Annotated in this window: 19 protein-coding genes and 1 pseudogene; 10 read left to right on the top strand and 10 right to left on the bottom strand. The window is 69.8% G+C overall.

From position 1 onward, the window contains the following. The first annotated feature begins 58 nt into the window (after positions 1-58). Complete coding sequence (locus NLF94_RS16310) at positions 59-376, top strand: DUF7968 family protein (protein ID WP_254838689.1); 318 nt, start codon at positions 59-61, stop codon at positions 374-376. Here NLF94_RS16310 and NLF94_RS16305 read toward each other — a convergent pair. The 5 genes from NLF94_RS16305 to NLF94_RS16285 form a co-directional block, all read right to left on the bottom strand. Then, positions 373-1,095, bottom strand: coding sequence for a DUF2103 domain-containing protein (locus NLF94_RS16305; protein WP_254838688.1), 723 nt, complete (start codon positions 1,093-1,095; stop codon positions 373-375). The genes NLF94_RS16310 and NLF94_RS16305 overlap by 4 nt on opposite strands. Before the next feature lie 37 nt (positions 1,096-1,132). Next, positions 1,133-1,852 (bottom strand): class I SAM-dependent methyltransferase, encoded by a 720-nt coding sequence (locus NLF94_RS16300; RefSeq protein WP_254838687.1) that lies wholly within the window; start codon positions 1,850-1,852, stop codon positions 1,133-1,135. A gap of 62 nt (positions 1,853-1,914) precedes the next feature. Further along, on the bottom strand, positions 1,915-2,994 hold the full coding sequence (locus NLF94_RS16295) for a sensor histidine kinase (protein WP_254838686.1): 1,080 nt from the start codon (positions 2,992-2,994) through the stop codon (positions 1,915-1,917). 85 nt (positions 2,995-3,079) lie between these two features. Next, positions 3,080-4,405 carry a tRNA pseudouridine(13) synthase TruD gene (truD, locus tag NLF94_RS16290; protein WP_254838685.1) on the bottom strand — a complete coding sequence of 442 codons (1,326 nt, stop codon included), beginning with the start codon at positions 4,403-4,405 and terminating at the stop codon, positions 3,080-3,082. A gap of 63 nt (positions 4,406-4,468) precedes the next feature. After that, positions 4,469-4,609, bottom strand: coding sequence for a hypothetical protein (locus NLF94_RS16285; RefSeq protein WP_254838684.1), 141 nt, complete (start codon positions 4,607-4,609; stop codon positions 4,469-4,471). A 138-nt stretch (positions 4,610-4,747) separates the two neighbouring features. Between NLF94_RS16285 and NLF94_RS16280 the strand changes: the two genes are divergently transcribed. After that, the gene (locus NLF94_RS16280; protein ID WP_256558640.1) at positions 4,748-5,821 is read left to right on the top strand and encodes an NADH:flavin oxidoreductase/NADH oxidase; all 1,074 of its coding nucleotides are present in this window, start codon (positions 4,748-4,750) and stop codon (positions 5,819-5,821) included. Here the strand turns inward: NLF94_RS16280 and pth2 are convergent. After that, positions 5,818-6,156: a peptidyl-tRNA hydrolase Pth2 gene (pth2, locus tag NLF94_RS16275; RefSeq protein ID WP_254838683.1), complete on the bottom strand. Its 339-nt coding sequence runs from the start codon at positions 6,154-6,156 to the stop codon at positions 5,818-5,820. The two genes, NLF94_RS16280 and pth2, sit on opposite strands and share 4 nt — an antisense overlap. A 93-nt stretch (positions 6,157-6,249) precedes the next feature. Here pth2 and dcd point away from each other — a divergent pair. From dcd to NLF94_RS16245, 5 genes and pseudogenes are all read left to right on the top strand, one after another. After that, positions 6,250-6,603, top strand: a pseudogene (gene dcd / locus NLF94_RS16270) (dCTP deaminase); the annotation flags it as partial. Continuing rightward, positions 6,589-8,292 (top strand): LAGLIDADG family homing endonuclease, encoded by a 1,704-nt coding sequence (locus NLF94_RS16265; RefSeq protein ID WP_434085401.1) that lies wholly within the window; start codon positions 6,589-6,591, stop codon positions 8,290-8,292. The pseudogene dcd and the gene NLF94_RS16265, both read left to right, overlap by 15 nt. Continuing rightward, positions 8,289-9,185 (top strand): thiamine-phosphate synthase family protein, encoded by an 897-nt coding sequence (locus NLF94_RS16255; RefSeq protein WP_254838682.1) that lies wholly within the window; start codon positions 8,289-8,291, stop codon positions 9,183-9,185. Before NLF94_RS16265 ends, NLF94_RS16255 begins: the two co-directional genes overlap by 4 nt. Further along, entirely contained in the window at positions 9,185-9,844 is a 660-nt protein-coding gene (locus NLF94_RS16250) for a class I SAM-dependent methyltransferase (protein ID WP_254838681.1), read from the top strand. Before NLF94_RS16255 ends, NLF94_RS16250 begins: the two co-directional genes overlap by 1 nt. 30 nt (positions 9,845-9,874) lie before the next feature. Continuing rightward, complete coding sequence (locus NLF94_RS16245; protein ID WP_254838680.1) at positions 9,875-10,270, top strand: hypothetical protein; 396 nt, start codon at positions 9,875-9,877, stop codon at positions 10,268-10,270. Positions 10,271-10,276: 6 nt separating this feature from the next. Here the strand turns inward: NLF94_RS16245 and NLF94_RS16240 are convergent, their stop codons facing one another. Together NLF94_RS16240 and NLF94_RS16235 are read right to left on the bottom strand one after the other, a co-directional pair. Next, on the bottom strand, positions 10,277-10,576 hold the full coding sequence (locus tag NLF94_RS16240; RefSeq protein WP_254838679.1) for a DUF8011 family protein: 300 nt from the start codon (positions 10,574-10,576) through the stop codon (positions 10,277-10,279). A 178-nt stretch (positions 10,577-10,754) separates the two neighbouring features. Then, complete coding sequence (locus NLF94_RS16235) at positions 10,755-12,029, bottom strand: DUF7405 family protein (RefSeq protein ID WP_254838678.1); 1,275 nt, start codon at positions 12,027-12,029, stop codon at positions 10,755-10,757. Positions 12,030-12,190: 161 nt separating this feature from the next. On the opposite strand from NLF94_RS16235, the gene NLF94_RS16230 reads away from it, so the two are divergent. Then, positions 12,191-12,415 (top strand): hypothetical protein, encoded by a 225-nt coding sequence (locus NLF94_RS16230; protein WP_254838677.1) that lies wholly within the window; start codon positions 12,191-12,193, stop codon positions 12,413-12,415. A 4-nt stretch (positions 12,416-12,419) separates the two neighbouring features. Here the strand turns inward: NLF94_RS16230 and NLF94_RS16225 are convergent, their stop codons facing one another. Together NLF94_RS16225 and NLF94_RS16220 are read right to left on the bottom strand one after the other, a co-directional pair. Further along, on the bottom strand, positions 12,420-13,190 hold the full coding sequence (locus NLF94_RS16225) for a DUF7001 family protein (RefSeq protein ID WP_254838676.1): 771 nt from the start codon (positions 13,188-13,190) through the stop codon (positions 12,420-12,422). A gap of 7 nt (positions 13,191-13,197) precedes the next feature. Then, complete coding sequence (locus tag NLF94_RS16220) at positions 13,198-14,130, bottom strand: sulfide-dependent adenosine diphosphate thiazole synthase (protein WP_254838675.1); 933 nt, start codon at positions 14,128-14,130, stop codon at positions 13,198-13,200. A gap of 104 nt (positions 14,131-14,234) precedes the next feature. Between NLF94_RS16220 and NLF94_RS16215 the strand changes: the two genes are divergently transcribed. Both NLF94_RS16215 and NLF94_RS16210 read left to right on the top strand, forming a co-directional pair. Continuing rightward, complete coding sequence (locus NLF94_RS16215) at positions 14,235-14,531, top strand: DUF5789 family protein (protein WP_254838674.1); 297 nt, start codon at positions 14,235-14,237, stop codon at positions 14,529-14,531. A gap of 76 nt (positions 14,532-14,607) precedes the next feature. Continuing rightward, complete coding sequence (locus NLF94_RS16210) at positions 14,608-15,045, top strand: DUF302 domain-containing protein (RefSeq protein ID WP_254838673.1); 438 nt, start codon at positions 14,608-14,610, stop codon at positions 15,043-15,045. The last annotated feature ends 161 nt before the right edge of the window (positions 15,046-15,206 follow it).

Here is a 15,206-nt window from a genome sequence, read left to right as displayed (position 1 = left end):
CGAGCGCCCCGCCAGCGGCGGCGACAGCCCTTTCGTGGTCGCCACCCGAGGGACGACCATGGCACCGACCGACGCGGCCACCCGGCTGGTGGTGTCCTATCCGGCCGACCTCAGCGACTGGGGTCGGATGCAACTCGAACGGCCCGAGTTCCGGGCGTTCCTCCGGAAGACCCACGAGTCGGCCGAACCGGGCGACGTCTGGGAGGAGTTCGTCGGGGTGGGCTGCTGTGGCGACGCGCTCGACGTCCCGCTCCGGGTCGAACGCGTCGAGGGAGGCCCCCGCCTCGCGGCGGCGACGGCCGTCGAGTTCGAGGAACGGGCGGCCTGCGGAATCGAGGGCGGGTGGCTCGTCCAGAGCGAGGCCGCCCCGGACTAGTCCCGGAAACCCGCCTCGGTGAGCGCGTCGTTGAGGTCGGCCCGGACGTGCTCGCCGAGTTTCCGGTCGCCGGCCGTCGTGACGACGCGGTTCTCCTGGACGCTGGAGCCGTCCCGTATCAGCAGGCGGACGTTGCCGGTGTCGTCGGCCCGCGTGGCCTTCGCCCGGACGCCGGTCCGAGAGCCCGACCCGCCGGCGTCGATTGGACCGGGGACGATCTTCTTGACGTGGGGGTGGTCGGCGACCGTCTCTAGGGCCGCCTGACCGTCGCGGCCACCGATGAGCGTCGAGTGGCTGCCGCCGAGTTTCTCGGCGACGGTGGCCTCGACGACCTCCAGGGCCGGTTCGCCGCGCCGCTGTCGCACCGCCTCGATGGGGTCCTCGTCCCGGACCCGGTAGAAGGGGTAGTGGAGGTCCGCACGGACGGCCGCGAGCACCTCCCGGTCGCCGGCGGCGTACACCTCCTCGGGGCGCTTCCGGCGGACCTCGTCGGCGATGCGGCCGGCGTAGTTGCGGAGTTCTGCCGGCGCCCACCGTTCGTCGTCCTCCTCGGCGGTCGTGACGGTCCGCTCGGCGACGACTTCGTCGTCGAGGAGGCTGGTGACGGTCGCCCGCTCGCGCTCGCAGTCGACGACGACGGTGTCGGCGTTGGCGCTTCGGCAGACCAGACAGTAGTCGCCCGGTCGTTCGAGGTCGCTCGAACAGCACCGACACTCCATACCGTCGAAAGGCGTCTGCGGCGGATAAGTCGGGCGGTTACAGTTCGAGGACGCCGACGTAGTCGCCCGTCTCGTCGCCGATGACCTCCGTCAGCGTCCACTGCGTGTCGGCGACGAGTGTCCGCATCTCGTCGGGAGCAGCGAGCAGGTAGTCGAACCACGGCGTCGCGTACCGCCGGTAGCGCACCCGGATGCGGAGCGCGCCCGGCAGGCGCCCCCGTTCGCGGTTCCGCTCGTGGTACGCGAGGTGGTCCTCGTCGTCGGTCGCCGTCGGGTCGCGGCTCTCGGCGTACAGCACCGCGTCGTCGGCGGCGACGGCGGCCAGTTCCGACAGCACCTCGGGGGCGCGCTCGCGGGTGCCGACCAGCCCGAAGTTGTTGCCCAGCATGAGCAGCGTGTCGAACTCGCCCGTCAGGTCGCCGACGTCGGCGACGTCGCGTTCGCGGGCGTCGAGACCGCGCCGCCGGCACACCTCGACGGCGCCCGGCGAGACGTCGACGCCGACGGTCTCGTGGCCACGGGCCTCCAGCGGGACCATCGCCCGCCCGGCGCCACAGCCCACGTCGAGGACGCGCCCCGTCGCACGGTCGACGGCCGCCTGCTGGCGGTCGGCCCACTCGGGGTACGGCGCGAAGTAGAGGTCGGTTCCCTGCGAGGTACCGACCCAGCCGTCGTCCCGCTCGATGATCTCCCAGGCCTCCCGGCCCTCGTAGTGGTCGAGCATCGCCTGCCCGTAGGCGTCCTCGTCCGGGTCCATACGCCTCGCTCGGCGGGTGGGGAGAAAAGTCGAACGGCGGCCTGTGAGCCGTTACCGAACGTTCAGCCCCGGGGTAGTTCGACGGTGACGGTGCTCCCTCGCGGCTCGTTGTCGGTGATGCGGACCGACCCCCCGTAGTTCCTCACGAGCGTGTGGACGAGATACAGCCCGAGCCCGTCGCCCGCGACGGCGGTCGTCATGTCGCCCTTGTCGGCGAAGGACTCACGGACATCTCGCGGGATGCCGGGACCGTCGTCGGTGACCCGGACGACGACGGGGTCGCCGGCCTCGACGACGACGCGGACGTTCGGCTCGCCGTCGTGGTGTTCGACCGCGTTCGAGAGGAGGTTGTCCAGCACCGTCCGGAAGAACTCGTCGGCCCGGACGACGGCGGCCTCGCAGTCGAGTTCGAACGTCACGTCGGGGTGGGTTTCGCGGGCGTCCGCGACGGCGCGCTCGGCGACGTCGGCGAGGTCGATCGGTTTCGGTTCGGCCTCCTCGGACAGCGAGTCGACGAGTGTCTGGACGTTCTCGACCAGCGTGACGATGCGGTCGCTCTGCCGTTCGATGATGTCGACGTGTTCGTCGGGAACTCCCTCCCGCCGCAGTTCGTCCGTGTAGCCGTTGATTATCGTCACTCCGTTGAGTACGTGGTGCCTGAGGAGGTGATTGAGGAAGGCCATCCCCTCCCGCTGTGTCCGTGCCCGCTCGGCGAGTTCGGCCTTCTCCTTCGCCTGGGCGCGGTTGATGCCGGCGACGACGCCGAACAGGATGCCCAGGTTCGCACCGAGGAGGAGCGTCCCGGTGACCTCCACGAACCGGCCGTCGCGCAACTCGGTGACGCTGGCCCACGTCGCAAGCAGGCCGAGCGTGAGGATGCCCGCGAACGTCCAGCGGGCGATCGGTCGGTCGGGTAACTGCGAGGCTCGCCGGGCGTACAGGACGACTGCGACCGCGACCACCGGGAGGCCGACGTCGATGAAGACCTCGAAGCCCAGTTCGATACCGCGTACGGTCACGCCCGTCGTGGCGACGTGCCAGGCGCCGACGGCCGCCAGCGCTATCCCCGCGAGGACGACGACCCACACCCCCTCTTCGTGCCGGCTCGGGAGGGCGACGCGATTTGCCGGCTGGTTCGACATACCGCCCATTGAGCCCTCTGTCCACTTGATACCCCGCCACGATACATCGACTGTAACCTCACTGTCGTGACCGCTCGCCGAGGGGTCACGACAGCAGATCGGGGTCGACCTTGCAGAACTCCCGTGCCAGGACGGTCGCGTAGCTCCCCTTCGGGAGCGAGAAGGACAGCGTCAGCGGGTCGTGCCGCAGTTCGAGGTCGGTAGTCACCCGGATCGCCCGGCGCGTACCGGTCGAGCCGAACTCGCCGGGCAACGCGAAGTCGGCGGGGGCGACGCCCACTTCCTCGAGGACGCCGCGGGCAATGTCGGCCGGTTCGCCGCTACCGAACTCCGTGTCGGTGCCGACCAGCGGCGCGGTGACGAACGCCCGCCCCCGCTCGCAGTGGCGGGCGACCGTCTCGAGGCGGCCCTCGTCGACCACCTGCGTCCGTTCGGGGTCGGGCACGCCGTCGTCGTCGGCGAAACAGACCACGTCACCGACGACCGGACGGCCGAACGGCAGTCCCCGCCGGAGGCGCTCCGAGCAGATCAGGTTGAACGCGTACGACTGGGCGGCGTTGACGAACATGGTCTGGAGGTTCGTCGGCAGTCGCTCCAGGGCCGCGCGATAGTCGGCGGGGTCGTCGGCACCCTCCGCGAGCCGGCCGGCGATGGCCCGCTCGTAGCGCAGGTGACCGGGGAGCAGGTCGGACGCCGACGCCCACTCGCGCGTCTCGTCGACCCGCTTTCGGGCCTCTCGCGTCCGTTCCGGCTCCCGCTCGCTCGACTCACAGACGTAGCGCACGGCCGCGGCCTCCCAGTCGCCGCGGACGACGTCGAGGCCGACGCGGTGAGTGATCGGTCGCTTCGAGCCGAAACGCTGCTGGCCGAAGACGTTCGGGACGGCGACCGTCCCCTCGCGGCCCTCGCCGTCGGCGGCGAAGGCGCGCAGTTCGTCGGCGATGGCCTCGGCGTTCTCCGGGCGGTCGGCGTCCCGGACGACGATCTCGAACTCGTTGCCCGCGAGGTCGCCGAACAGCACCGGGCGGCCGGCGCGGCCGAGCGCCTCGATTTCGGCGCCGTCGAGGGCCGGCAGTTCCGCCCCGTCGTATCGGATGGAGAACAGTTGCGTCGTGACGGCGTGTTTGTCCTTGGTGCCCGCCCAGGAGACCCGCTCGCGGCTCATCCCGAGGTCGTCGGACAGCGCGGAGGCGAAGTCGTTGGTGTCCCATTCCGAGAGCGTCGCCCGGAAGACGAGGTGCGGATAGGAGCCGGGGTCGGCGTCGAGCGGCTGCAGGTCCGCGCCGAAGGCCTCCCGCTCGCGGACCCGGAAGTCGCCCGGCCCGGCGCGGAGGCGACCGCCGACGCCCGCCGTCTCCGAGACGTAGTACTCGATGCCGACGGCGCGCTCGAGCGGGTGGGATTCGCGCATACCCGTCGGTGGGCGTCGGGCGTGAAGCGTCTTACGAGAACGACCCGAACGTACGGGAACGGCTCAAAAACGGGGAACGAGCGGTGCCTCGGCCTCGTGCTCGTCGTAGCGGGTCCGCGGGCGACCGCCGTCGGTCCGAACCGTCTCGGTGGACGTTCGTCGAGGCATTTCCGGAACCATCGGCTCGATTTCGTCGTTCGTCATATACTCCGGTCGTATCTCCACTACCTTAAACCTTCATGGTCGTTAGTGAAGTTACGGCGAGTGTTGCCGCTCCCCGACCCGAACCGCACGCAGTACCGCCACGGAAAGGGTCTTGGCCGCCGCCGTCGAACCGTCGGCGTGCACCTGTTCACGCCGTTCGAACTCCGGGACGTGACCGCCCGCAACCGGGTGATGGTCTCGCCGATGTGTCAGTACTCCTGTGAGGCCCGCGACGGCCTGGCGACCGAGTGGCACCGCGTCCACCTCGGCAGTCGGGCCGTCGGCGGCGCCGGCATCGTCATGACGGAGGCCACCGCGGTGACGCCGCGGGGCCGCATCTCGCCGGAGGACCTCGGTATCTGGAGCGACGACCACGCCGAGGCGCTGTCGCCGGTCGCCGGATTCCTCGCCGACCACGGCGCGGTGCCGGCCATCCAGTTGGCCCACGCCGGCCGGAAGGCCTCGACGCGGCGGCCCGCCGACGGCGGCGACCCCATCCACGACGACGGCGGCTGGACGCCCGTCGGCCCGACCGCCGAGCCGTGGCCGCACGACGAACCGCTCGAAACCGAGCGGCTCTCGACCGACGACGTCGTCGACCTCGTCGACGCCTGGGCGGCCGCCGCCGGGCGTGCCGTCGACGCCGGTTTCGATATCGTGGAGATACACGCCGCCCACGGCTACCTGCTCCACGAGTTCCTGTCACCGGTGACGAACGGCCGCGAGGACGCCTACGGCGGCGACTTCGAGGGGCGGACCCGCTTCCTGCGGGAGGTCGTCGCCGCGGTCCGCGAGATCGTCCCCGACGGGACCGGGCTGTTCGTCCGAATCTCGGCGACCGACTGGCTGCCGGGCCGCGAGTCGTGGACGGTCGACGACTCGGCGCGACTGGCGGCGGACCTCGAACCGCTCGGAGTCGACCTGATGGATGTCAGTTCGGGCGGTATCCACCCCGATCAAGAGGTACCCGACACCGGTCCCCACTATCAGGTCCCCTACGCCGAACGCGTCGCCGAGAGCGGCGTCCCCGTCGGCGCCGTCGGCGGCATCACGACCCCGCAGGGCGCCGACGCAATCGTCCGGAACGGGCGTGCGGATCTGGCGGTCGTCGGCCGCGAGCACCTCCGGGACCCCTACTTCGCCATCCGGGCGGCCGAGGAACTGGGCCACGAGGCGCCCGTCCCGCGGCAGTACACCCGTGGCTTCGACTAGTAGAGCGAGAGGTCGCCGGTCACCTTGTCGACGACGTTCTCCGGGGCGGGACCGACCGCCAGTGCCGTCAGCGTCCCCGGTTCCAGTTGCGTGTGGCCGGCGTCCCGGACGAGGGCGTAGGGCAACCCCTCGCGGCGGGCCTCCTCGGCCAACTGCTGGAGTTCGGACTCGCCGGACCCCTTCAGGACGACCTTCTTCTGGCCGCCGGACTTCCACTCGCTTCGGGCCGACGAGCCGGCCGACTCGTAGGCCTGCAGCGAGGCGTGGGCGACCTGTGCGGCCAGCTTTCCCTGTCCCATCCCGAGGTCGGTGCGGGCGACGATTGCCTGCTTCATACCGGCCGGTCGGACGGCGGGGGTAAAAGCCCACCTCGACGGCGCCGGCCGCGAGCGTTGACCTTTAAGCCCCTGTCGCCCCCCTGTCGGGGTATGATACTCTCCGATGCGGACATCCGTCGGCGGCTGACGGACGGCGACCTCGTCGTCGAGCCGCTGGCGGACCCCGAACTCCAGATTCAGCCGGCCAGCATCGACCTCCGACTGGGCCGGGAGTTCCTCGAGTTCCAGCGGACCAACATCCCCTGTATCCACCCCAACAGCGAACAGGAGGTCGACGAGTACGTCGACGAGACCTACGTCGAGGAGGGCGAGGACTTCATCCTCCATCCCGGCGACTTCGTGCTCGGGACGACGAAGGAGCGCGTCGAGATTCCGCCGGACCTCATCGCCCACGTCGAGGGACGCTCCTCGCTGGGCCGGCTGGCGGTCGTGGTGCACGCCTCACTCCCGTACGACGAGGAGGTGTTCCTCTGGACCCCGGAGGACGGATTCGGGTTCTACGAAATCGGTGACATAGTCGAAAACGAGCGGCCGGCACGCGCGGTCTCGTTCGACCCGAAAACGCTCCGAGTGAGCACTCACCGTGTCACCGACTATATCACCAATCCGACAAAGCGAATCTATCGTGTGCGATTGAAATCCGGTCGGGAGGTGCTGGTGACCAGGGACCACAACCTGTTCACGGTCGACGAGGATGGAGGCGTGACTCGATTACCCAGTGAAGAAGCCGAGGGAAGTCGGGTGATGGTCCCCGGACGCCTGCCTGATTCCCCGACCGAAGAAACCGAAATCGATCTGGTGTCCCTTTTCGAAGGTGACGGGGAGGTTATCGCATATGCGACGGACGGTCTAGGAGCTGTCAAGTGGGATGAAGACGTCCCTCAGGTTTCACGGCGTCACTACGACTCACGCAACGCCGCACCACTGTCCTGTATCTCCCCTGCGAAGGCACCGGGCGATGTAGAGCTCGCGTTCAAGCAGAGCGACGCTAAACTCCCGCGCCAGCTCGAAGTCACGCCGGAGTTCGGTTGGGTACTGGGGTTCTATATCGCAGAGGGGTCGGCACGACGGAAGCAGGTCCAGTTTGCCAACAAGAACGAAGCGTATCTCGACCGGGTCGCCGCCTGGTTCGAACGGTACGACACCAGCATCTATCGGCAACAGAGGAACGACGGCGTCGGCCGACTCACCGTCTGTTCGGCGCTCTGGTCGAAAGTTTTCCGTCAGCTCGCCGGGTCCGGTGGCGAAAAGGGAATCCCTAACCGAAGCTGGAACTGGTCCGAATCGGTTTTGGAAGCGCTGCTGGAGGGCCTTCTCGACGGGGACGGCTGTCGACGCGACTCGCGGGATACGCTTTACACCGCAAACGAATCACTGGCAAACGAAGCGATGTATCTCGCAGCCAGACTGGGACTCCACAGCTCGGTGTACGGCCGCGAACGGGAGGTGTACATCGAGCCGAGCGACGTTCACAACGAGGGTACCGAGTGGGCAGTCGACACCGCTACCGAACCGCACAAGCGGGGACAGTACGTCCCGACTCCGAGCGAACTTTTACGTCAATATCGTCGGAGAGCCGGGATGACGATGTCCGACGCTGCAGAAGCGATGGGATACGCCTCGCCGTCCAGCATTTCGAACGTCGAAAACGAAGAGTACGACGCGGTCAAGCGGGAAACGCTCCGGCGGTTCCGAGACGCCTATGCCGACGCAGGTGTTGACACGACGCGACTCGATCAGATTCTCGAGGAGGAGGTCCGCTTCGAGGAAGTGGTCGAAGTTGAAGAGACCGACCGCGTAGAACCGACGTACGACCTCGAAGTACAGCCCAACGGGAAGACCATCGAGAACTTCCTTGGAGGACGGGGAGGTGTATTCCTCTCGAACACTGCAGGTCTGTGCGACCCCGGGTACGAGGGACAGATTACGCTCGAACTGTCGAACCTCGGCACCGCGCCGGTCGCACTGACGCCGGAGATGCGAATCTCACAGCTGACGTTCACCGAACTGAAGAACCCGGCCGAGCGCCCCTACGGCGAGGAGCGCGGCTCGAAGTACCAGGGCCAGGCGGGTCCGCAGGCCTCCCGCATCCAGTCCGACGAGGAGTTCGGGGGCGAGCAGGTGGACCGATGAAGTTCGTCGAGGAGGTCGTCGTCGAGGAGTTCCTGCCGACCTTCCGGTCGCTTCTGGCCGGCGAGTTGCGCGACCGCGGACTCACACAGAGCGAGGTCGCCGAGTTGCTCGGCATCAGCCAGAGCGCCGTCTCGAAGTACGCCCACGGCGAGGTCGAGATCAACGCCGAGCTGGCGGCCGACGAGCGGGTCAGCGAACTGGTCGACGCCCTCGCCGATGGGCTGGCCAGCGGGGACGTGAGTCGCGTGCAGGCGCTCGTCGAGGCCGAGGTGCTGATCCGACGGCTCGAACGCGGCGACGTGCTGGCCCGACTCCACGAGGCCGCCTTCCCGCCGCTGTCCGAGTACGAGGGCACCTTCGACGTCCACGACCCGGAGGGGGAGTTGCGGACGACCGAGCGGGTCCGCTCGTCGGTCCGGCGGGGCGTCCGCACCCTGGAGAACACGAGCGGCTTCGCGGCGCTCATCCCGGCGGTCGGCGCGAACCTCGTCGAGGCGCTGCCCGACGCGACGACCATCGACGACGTGGCGGCGGTTCCGGGCCGCATCCTCGACGTGAAGGGCCGGGCGACGGTCCCCGGAGAGCCGGAGTTCGGCGTCTCCGAGCACGTCGCGTCGGTCCTGCTGGCGGCGCGGGCGGCCGGCAGTCCCGCACGCGCGGCGCTGAACGTCCGGTACGACCCCGACCTGCTGGCCGACCTGGAGGCAGCGGGCCACGCGACCGCCGAGTTCGACCCCGAGGCCGACCTCGAAGCCGCCGTCGCGGCGGCGCTGGAGGCCGACCCCGAGGTCGACGTGCTCTACCAGACCGGCGGGTTCGGCATCGAGCCGGTCTGCTACCTGCTGGGGGGCGACGCGAGCGCGGTCGCCGCGACCGTCCGGGACCTCAGTTGATGTCGATAGCGGAGTTCTACGGCCGGTGGGCGGCCCTCTACGACCGCGTCGCAACCGCGCCCGGCGTCGGCGGGTGGCGCCGCGCCGCCGCCCGGCGGGTCGCCAGACCCGGCGACACCGTCGTCGAGATGGGCTGTGGCACCGGCGCGAACCTCCCGTACCTCCGCGAGCGGGTCGGCCCCGGCGGCCGCGTCGTCGGCGTCGACCTCACGGGACCGCTGCTCGCCCGCGCCCGGCGCCGCGCGGCCGCCTACGACAACGTCGCCGTCGTTCGCGGCGACGCCACCCGCCCCCCGGTCGCGGCGGCCGACGCCGTCCTCGCCACCTTCGTCTGCGGGCTGTTCGATGCGCCCGACGCCGTCGTCGACGACTGGTGTGACCTCGTCGGGACGGGCGGCCGGGTCGCGCTGATGGACGCGACGGTGACCGAGGACCCGCTTGGGCGGCCGCTGAACCCGCTGTTCCGGGGGTTCGTCGCCGCCGGCGCGCCCGGGAGCGGCCCCGGCGCCGTCCTCCGGGCGCCGTTCGGCCGGCCCGACGAACCCCTGTCGGAACGCGTCGACGCCTCCCGGACGGCCCTGGTCGACCGGACCGAGGCGCGGAGCTACGAGACGTTCGCGCTGGGCTTCGTCGGCCTGCTGGCCGGCCGCGTCCGCTAACGTTTTCGCGGCGCCGGGCGAGGCCCGCGTATGGACCGACGGACGCTCGCCGGTGCCGTCGTGACGGCCGTCGCCGCCGTCGCCGCCGTCGTCGCCGACTTCCTCGCGGAGGCGGACCTGCTCGGTCTCGTGCTCGTGGCGGGGTTGGCCGGCGGCGTGGTCGTCGGCGCGCTCTCCCGGACGCCGGGTCACGTTGGGGCGGGCGCCCGCGCCGGGGCCTACGGCGGCGGCGCCGCCTTCGTCGCCTTCGTCGCCGTCGGGGTCGCACAGTCGGTGGCGGCCGGCGACCTCGCGGTGCTCGTGTTGGGCGTCCAGACGCTGCTGATCGCGCTGCTCGTGATTCCGGTACACGCGCTGTCGGGAGCGGTCGGGGCGGCGCTGGGCGTCAGAATGCGGCGGGTCGGCCGTGGGCCGGGGGTCTCCTGACCCGGTCTAGTCGAAGAGCAGTTCGGGCGCGAGGACGACCGCACCGACCAGACACAGAAACACGAAGATCGCCGCTGCACGCAACACGCCGGCTGCCCGGCGACGATCCGTCGAAAGGGACTCGGCAGCGCCGGCGAGGCCGTTTCCGGCCGACATGACGAGCAGCCACTCCAGCGAGGAGCCGTCCCGGAGAACACCGTAGAAGACGTACATTCCCAGGAAGAGAACCGCCCCGGAGAACATCACGAGCGAAACCGGCCGACCCGACGGCTCGCCGAACAGTGTTTCGTCGATCGTGGAGGGCATCACCCGGAGGACTCGCTCCGGTTTTTTAAAACGTTTTCCTCGGCGCACCGTCCACCTCACGAACGGTCCACCGGCGCCCCTCGCCGGCCGAACCGCGCGGCGGCCCGTCGACCCCGCGGGAGAACGTACGACGAGCCCCGTTCCCGTCGGGCCGGTCGGTGGAGTCGCCCCGCCAGGCCTACGGCGTCTCGCCGTCGGGAGTAGGGAGCGCCCGCAGGTCCCGCGGCGGGACGAGGAAGTTGCCCCGGTGTTTGACGAAGACGTACCGGAGGATGCCGTTGTTGACCCGCTGGCGGATGGCGGGCGTCTCCTCGACGACGTCGGCCGCGTTCATCGCCTTCCGTATCTCCTCGAACGTCGATATCTCCTTCTGGAGGCTGGGAAAGTGGAGGCTGGCGATTCCCTGGTCGGTCGACTCGACGTGCCGGCGCAGCGTCAGGAAGTTACCCTCCTCGTCGCGGTTGGCGCGGGCCATCTTCTGGGCGTGGCCGACGGCGCCGTGCTCGCGGGCCGCATCGACCAGTTCCTCGACGTCGTGGGGGGTGACGCCGCTGGCGCCGATGTCCTCGGCGGCGCCTTCGATCTCGTCGGCGAGGTCCGTGCTGAACAGCTTCTTGACCATCTCCTCGTGGTCGTTGTCCTCGTACCAGCGGCTCAACCGCTGCTGGAGCGTCGAGACGTGCTTGGTCGTGCCGCCGGCGAAGGGACCCTCCTCGAGGGTGACGAACGACTCGCTGGCCTGGTTGCCGGCGAAACCGGCGTTGAAGCCCATGAAGAGCTTCGAGGCCTCCGGGACCTCGGCGTCGGCGGGGATGCCGTCGACCTTGTCGGCCCGCTCTGCGGGCATCCCGCGGCCGATGAAGCCGGTGCGACGGTCGTCGACGGTCGCCGGGAAGTCGACGGCGTCGACGCCGTTGGCCGTCCCGCGGTCGCCGAACAGCGCCTCCTCGGCCGCCAGCACGACGTCGGCGCGGTCGGAGGCCAGGTGCAACAGGGCGTCCTGGGCGTCCAACTCCGGCGTCTCGAAGTTCGAGAGCGGCCGCGGCGGCGGGAGGTCGACACCCTCGGGGGCGCCCCCGTAGCGCTCGAAGTAGGGCCGCGAGTAGCCGATGGAGTGTATCAGTCCGGCGGGCGAGCGCTCGTAGGCCCGGTCCAGCACGGCCAGCGCGTCCGCGGCCTGCTCGCGGTCCTCGGCGCCGGGCTCGCCGTCGGCGTCCAACTCGAGGTAGAGGAACGTCTGGTGTCTCGGCAGCGCGTGGTTGCCGTTCGCGTCCGTCTCGAGTTCGTCGTTCCAGGCGTGCTGCCGGCGGTCGAGCGTCGAGGGGTCCTCGACGCCTTCGGGGACCGGATCGTCGCCGCCGAGGTCGAGACAGGCCGACAGCGCCGCGGTACCCCCCGTTGCGACGGCGGCCTTCAGGAAGCGTCGACGACTCGGTGCGTACCGACGAGTCATTGTCGCCGGTAGGCCGTCGATGGGGATGGGGGTTTTGGTTCGCGCGACGAACGACCGACTCGAATCCGGGGCGCGGCGGGGTCCCACCGGGACGGACGGGAGCGCCGAAACGTGCCACTCGACCATCATGTATATCAGTCGGGCGACCGAACCCACGGCCGATGGAGGACGCACTCGAGATCGTCGACGTACTGGCCGACGCGGGTCTCGAAGAGGAGTTCGCGTGGCTGCTCCGCATCCTGGGTATCCTCGCGATACTCGCGGGACTGGGCCTGTGGCTCCTCACGGACATGGGCCTGCTGGTCATCCCGGCGGCGCTCATCGTGCTCGGAATCGTCCTGCTGGTCATCCCGCAGGTCCTGCTCGCGCTGACCGAGTTGGCCTGACTCCTCACTCCCCGTCCGAGGGGACCCCGTACCTGTCGGCGTGCTGCTCGCAAAACGCCGGCTCCCGCAGTTGTGCCTCGATTAGCGCCGGCTGTCTGTGGGCGTCGTAGAGCCGACAGCCCCGGTTCTCGCAGAACGCCTCGCCCGTCTCGAGGTAGTGGTACGCCGCCAGGACGTACCCCCGCACGGCCTCGCTCGTCCGGGGGTCCTCGGCGACGAGGAACTCCCCGTCGACCTCCGCTTCGAGCACCTCTCGGGGCGGCGCGTCGCCCGACAGCAGCGCGTACGACTGCTTGGCCTCGTAGTAGGCCTCCGGCTTCGCGGGCGCCTCGTAGAGGCCGGGCACGCTCACGACCGCTGGCTGTCCCAGCACCGCCACCCGCTTGTGCCAGCGGCCGTCGTGGTCGCCCCACGTCCCGATCACGCGGTCGACGAGCGGGACCTGCAGGTGGTCGAGTGGCGTCTCCAGGCGCCGCCGGAGGGCGTCCTGCACCGCGAGACCGTCGTAGATGACGCCGCCGGCCCGGTCCGGCGATTCGAGGGCGCGCTCCTCGTAGCGCCGGACCCCGAACATCGTGTTGCCCGTCCCGCGGTCGTGCGGCGAGATGACGCGCGCCCCGGCGAACGACTCCGCGAGGTCGTCGTCCGCTATCCGTCCGAGCAGTCGCTCCTCGACCGTTACCTCGGCGTCGACGCGCTCGTCCAGCCACTCGGCGACGGCATCGGCGTCTGCCTCCGTCGTCGGCGCGCGGTACAGCGTGACCCGCTCGACCATGCGCCGGTCAGTCGTCCGCGGGTTCCGGCGACCGACTCGTCAACTCGACGTCGGCGGCGTCGACCTCGAGTTCGTCCAGCGCGACCTGGGCGGCGCGCTTGCCGGAGACGAGCATCGCGCCGAAGGTCGGGCCCATCCGCGGGAGGCCGTACGTCGTCGCGGTGGCCATGCCGGTGACGACGAGGCCGTCGTGTGCGAGGCCAGTGTGCTCGACGACGGCGTCCTCGGATTCGCCGACCCACATCGAGTCGTGGCCTGGCGAGTCGTGGCCCGGCGCGCCGTAGCTGTCGTCGCCCGTCTGGTCCATGCCGGTGTTGTGCTCGTCGGCGTGCTCGATACCCGGGGCGTTCAGGACGCCGCGCTCCTGGAGTTTCGAGACGGCGACGGCGTCGTGGCCCGTCGCGTCGATGACCAGGTCGGCCTCAACGGCGATGGGGTCGACGCAGGTGATCTCCCGGGGCAGCGCGTGGACCGGCGTCCAGTTCATCACGATGCCGCCGACGCGGTGGTCCTCCCGGATGACGATGTCGGTGAACTCCGTCATGTTCTGGGTCTTCGCGCCGGCGTCGCAGGCGGCCTTGATGAGTCCGGAACAGGCCTCCGGCCCGTTGGCGACGTACAGCCCCTCGCTGTCCTGTGATTCCTTGTAGTCCACCTCGAGGTCCTCCAGCACCTCCTGGGCGGGGTCCCGGACGGTCACCTTGTTCATCAGGAAGCCGCCGAGCCAGAAACCGCCGCCGAGGTAGTTGTTCTTCTCGACGACCATCGTCTGGACGCCGCGCTCGGCGAGTTCCTTGGCCGCCATCAGCCCCGAGGGACCGCCGCCGACGACGATGACGTCCGAATCCGAGAAGTCCATGAACTCCTCGGTCCACTCCTGGCCGATGGCCCGTGTTACCTCCGCCTCGCCCACGTTCGAGAACTGGTCGAACTCGGTCATACAACCGAGTAGTATTTTCTGCGAATACTAAGCCGTTGCGGTCGCACGGACCCGTCCCGGCGGCCTTCGTAACAGTTAGGGCGGGACGCCGCGAAGGCCGCCGCATGAGCGACAACGGCGACGAGGAGACCGAGGAGGAGCCGGCCGTCGAACTCGGCGACGGCGAGCCGGTCGAGGGCGCGCCGCTGGCGCGGGTCGCCTCCCGGCTCCACTACGCCATCGAGAAGAGCGAAATCGTCCGCCGCGAGGGCGACACCACCATCCGGACCCCCGACGGGCCGCGCGAACTCGCCGACATCCTCGAGGCCAGCGACGAGGTCTACTTCGACACCCGCCAGTCGTTCGTCGACGCCGTCGAGGACGTCGTCGGGACCGGTCCCGTCCCGACCGCAGAGGAGTAGTCCGAGCCCGCCCGGTAGTGTGTCCGGTCGACCCGGGGAAGGAACCCTTTTGTCCGCGCCTCCCGCACCGCCATCCATGACGCTACCGTTCGACCCCTCGGAACTCGACGCGGAGGACATCGGCGAGAAACAGGCGACCCTCGAGATGGACCACGAGGCCGCAATCGAGCGCGTCCGCGAGGTCGCCGAGACGACGGGCTTCGGCGTCCCCGTCGAGTTCTCGCCGTCGGAGATGCTCAACGAGAAGGTCGACGCGGACCGGGACCCCTACTACGTGCTCGGGGCCTGCAACCCCGAGATGGCCGACCGGGCGCTCGACGAGACGCTGAAGCAGGGCGCGCTGTTCCCGTGTAACTTCGTCATCTGGCAGGAGGAACCGGGCGTCCAGCGGGTCTACCACGTCTCCATCATGAAGATCGGCCGGCTGGTCGGTATCGCGCCCGACAACGACGCCTGGGCGTCCATCGTCGAGGACACCGGCGAACTGGTCGAGGAGTTCTTCGAGCGGCTCTGAGGCGGGAGGGGGAGTGACCCTGAGTCGCTCACCCCCCCGAAGGTGTGAGCGTCCGCTCGCTACACCGCTCACCGATACCGGGCTGTCCGCCGTGTTAGCAGCGTTTTAACGCGATATAGGACTTCTAACGGATTCGCCGGTGCAGCGCGGCGGAATATAGA

Origin of the sequence: Natronomonas marina, assembly GCF_024298905.1 — an archaeon.
GTDB classification, from domain to species: domain Archaea; phylum Halobacteriota; class Halobacteria; order Halobacteriales; family Haloarculaceae; genus Natronomonas; species Natronomonas marina.
This window is presented reverse-complemented; position numbering and strand designations above follow the sequence as displayed.

What these genes read in the sequence shown, in the direction of transcription:
- NLF94_RS16240 (WP_254838679.1), bottom strand. Translation starts at nt 10,576, where the DNA reads ATGCCCTCCACGATCGACGAAACACTGTTCGGCGAGCCGTCGGGTCGG.
- NLF94_RS16215 (WP_254838674.1), top strand. Translation starts at nt 14,235, where the DNA reads ATGAGCGACAACGGCGACGAGGAGACCGAGGAGGAGCCGGCCGTCGAA.
- NLF94_RS16220 (WP_254838675.1), bottom strand. Translation starts at nt 14,130, where the DNA reads ATGACCGAGTTCGACCAGTTCTCGAACGTGGGCGAGGCGGAGGTAACA.
- NLF94_RS16295 (WP_254838686.1), bottom strand. Translation starts at nt 2,994, where the DNA reads ATGTCGAACCAGCCGGCAAATCGCGTCGCCCTCCCGAGCCGGCACGAA.
- NLF94_RS16230 (WP_254838677.1), top strand. Translation starts at nt 12,191, where the DNA reads ATGGAGGACGCACTCGAGATCGTCGACGTACTGGCCGACGCGGGTCTC.
- NLF94_RS16310 (WP_254838689.1), top strand. Translation starts at nt 59, where the DNA reads ATGGCACCGACCGACGCGGCCACCCGGCTGGTGGTGTCCTATCCGGCC.
- truD (WP_254838685.1), bottom strand. Translation starts at nt 4,405, where the DNA reads ATGCGCGAATCCCACCCGCTCGAGCGCGCCGTCGGCATCGAGTACTAC.
- NLF94_RS16300 (WP_254838687.1), bottom strand. Translation starts at nt 1,852, where the DNA reads ATGGACCCGGACGAGGACGCCTACGGGCAGGCGATGCTCGACCACTAC.
- NLF94_RS16245 (WP_254838680.1), top strand. Translation starts at nt 9,875, where the DNA reads ATGGACCGACGGACGCTCGCCGGTGCCGTCGTGACGGCCGTCGCCGCC.
- pth2 (WP_254838683.1), bottom strand. Translation starts at nt 6,156, where the DNA reads ATGAAGCAGGCAATCGTCGCCCGCACCGACCTCGGGATGGGACAGGGA.
- NLF94_RS16255 (WP_254838682.1), top strand. Translation starts at nt 8,289, where the DNA reads ATGAAGTTCGTCGAGGAGGTCGTCGTCGAGGAGTTCCTGCCGACCTTC.
- NLF94_RS16235 (WP_254838678.1), bottom strand. Translation starts at nt 12,029, where the DNA reads ATGACTCGTCGGTACGCACCGAGTCGTCGACGCTTCCTGAAGGCCGCC.
- NLF94_RS16305 (WP_254838688.1), bottom strand. Translation starts at nt 1,095, where the DNA reads ATGGAGTGTCGGTGCTGTTCGAGCGACCTCGAACGACCGGGCGACTAC.
- NLF94_RS16250 (WP_254838681.1), top strand. Translation starts at nt 9,185, where the DNA reads ATGTCGATAGCGGAGTTCTACGGCCGGTGGGCGGCCCTCTACGACCGC.
- NLF94_RS16225 (WP_254838676.1), bottom strand. Translation starts at nt 13,190, where the DNA reads ATGGTCGAGCGGGTCACGCTGTACCGCGCGCCGACGACGGAGGCAGAC.
- NLF94_RS16210 (WP_254838673.1), top strand. Translation starts at nt 14,608, where the DNA reads ATGACGCTACCGTTCGACCCCTCGGAACTCGACGCGGAGGACATCGGC.
- NLF94_RS16285 (WP_254838684.1), bottom strand. Translation starts at nt 4,609, where the DNA reads ATGACGAACGACGAAATCGAGCCGATGGTTCCGGAAATGCCTCGACGA.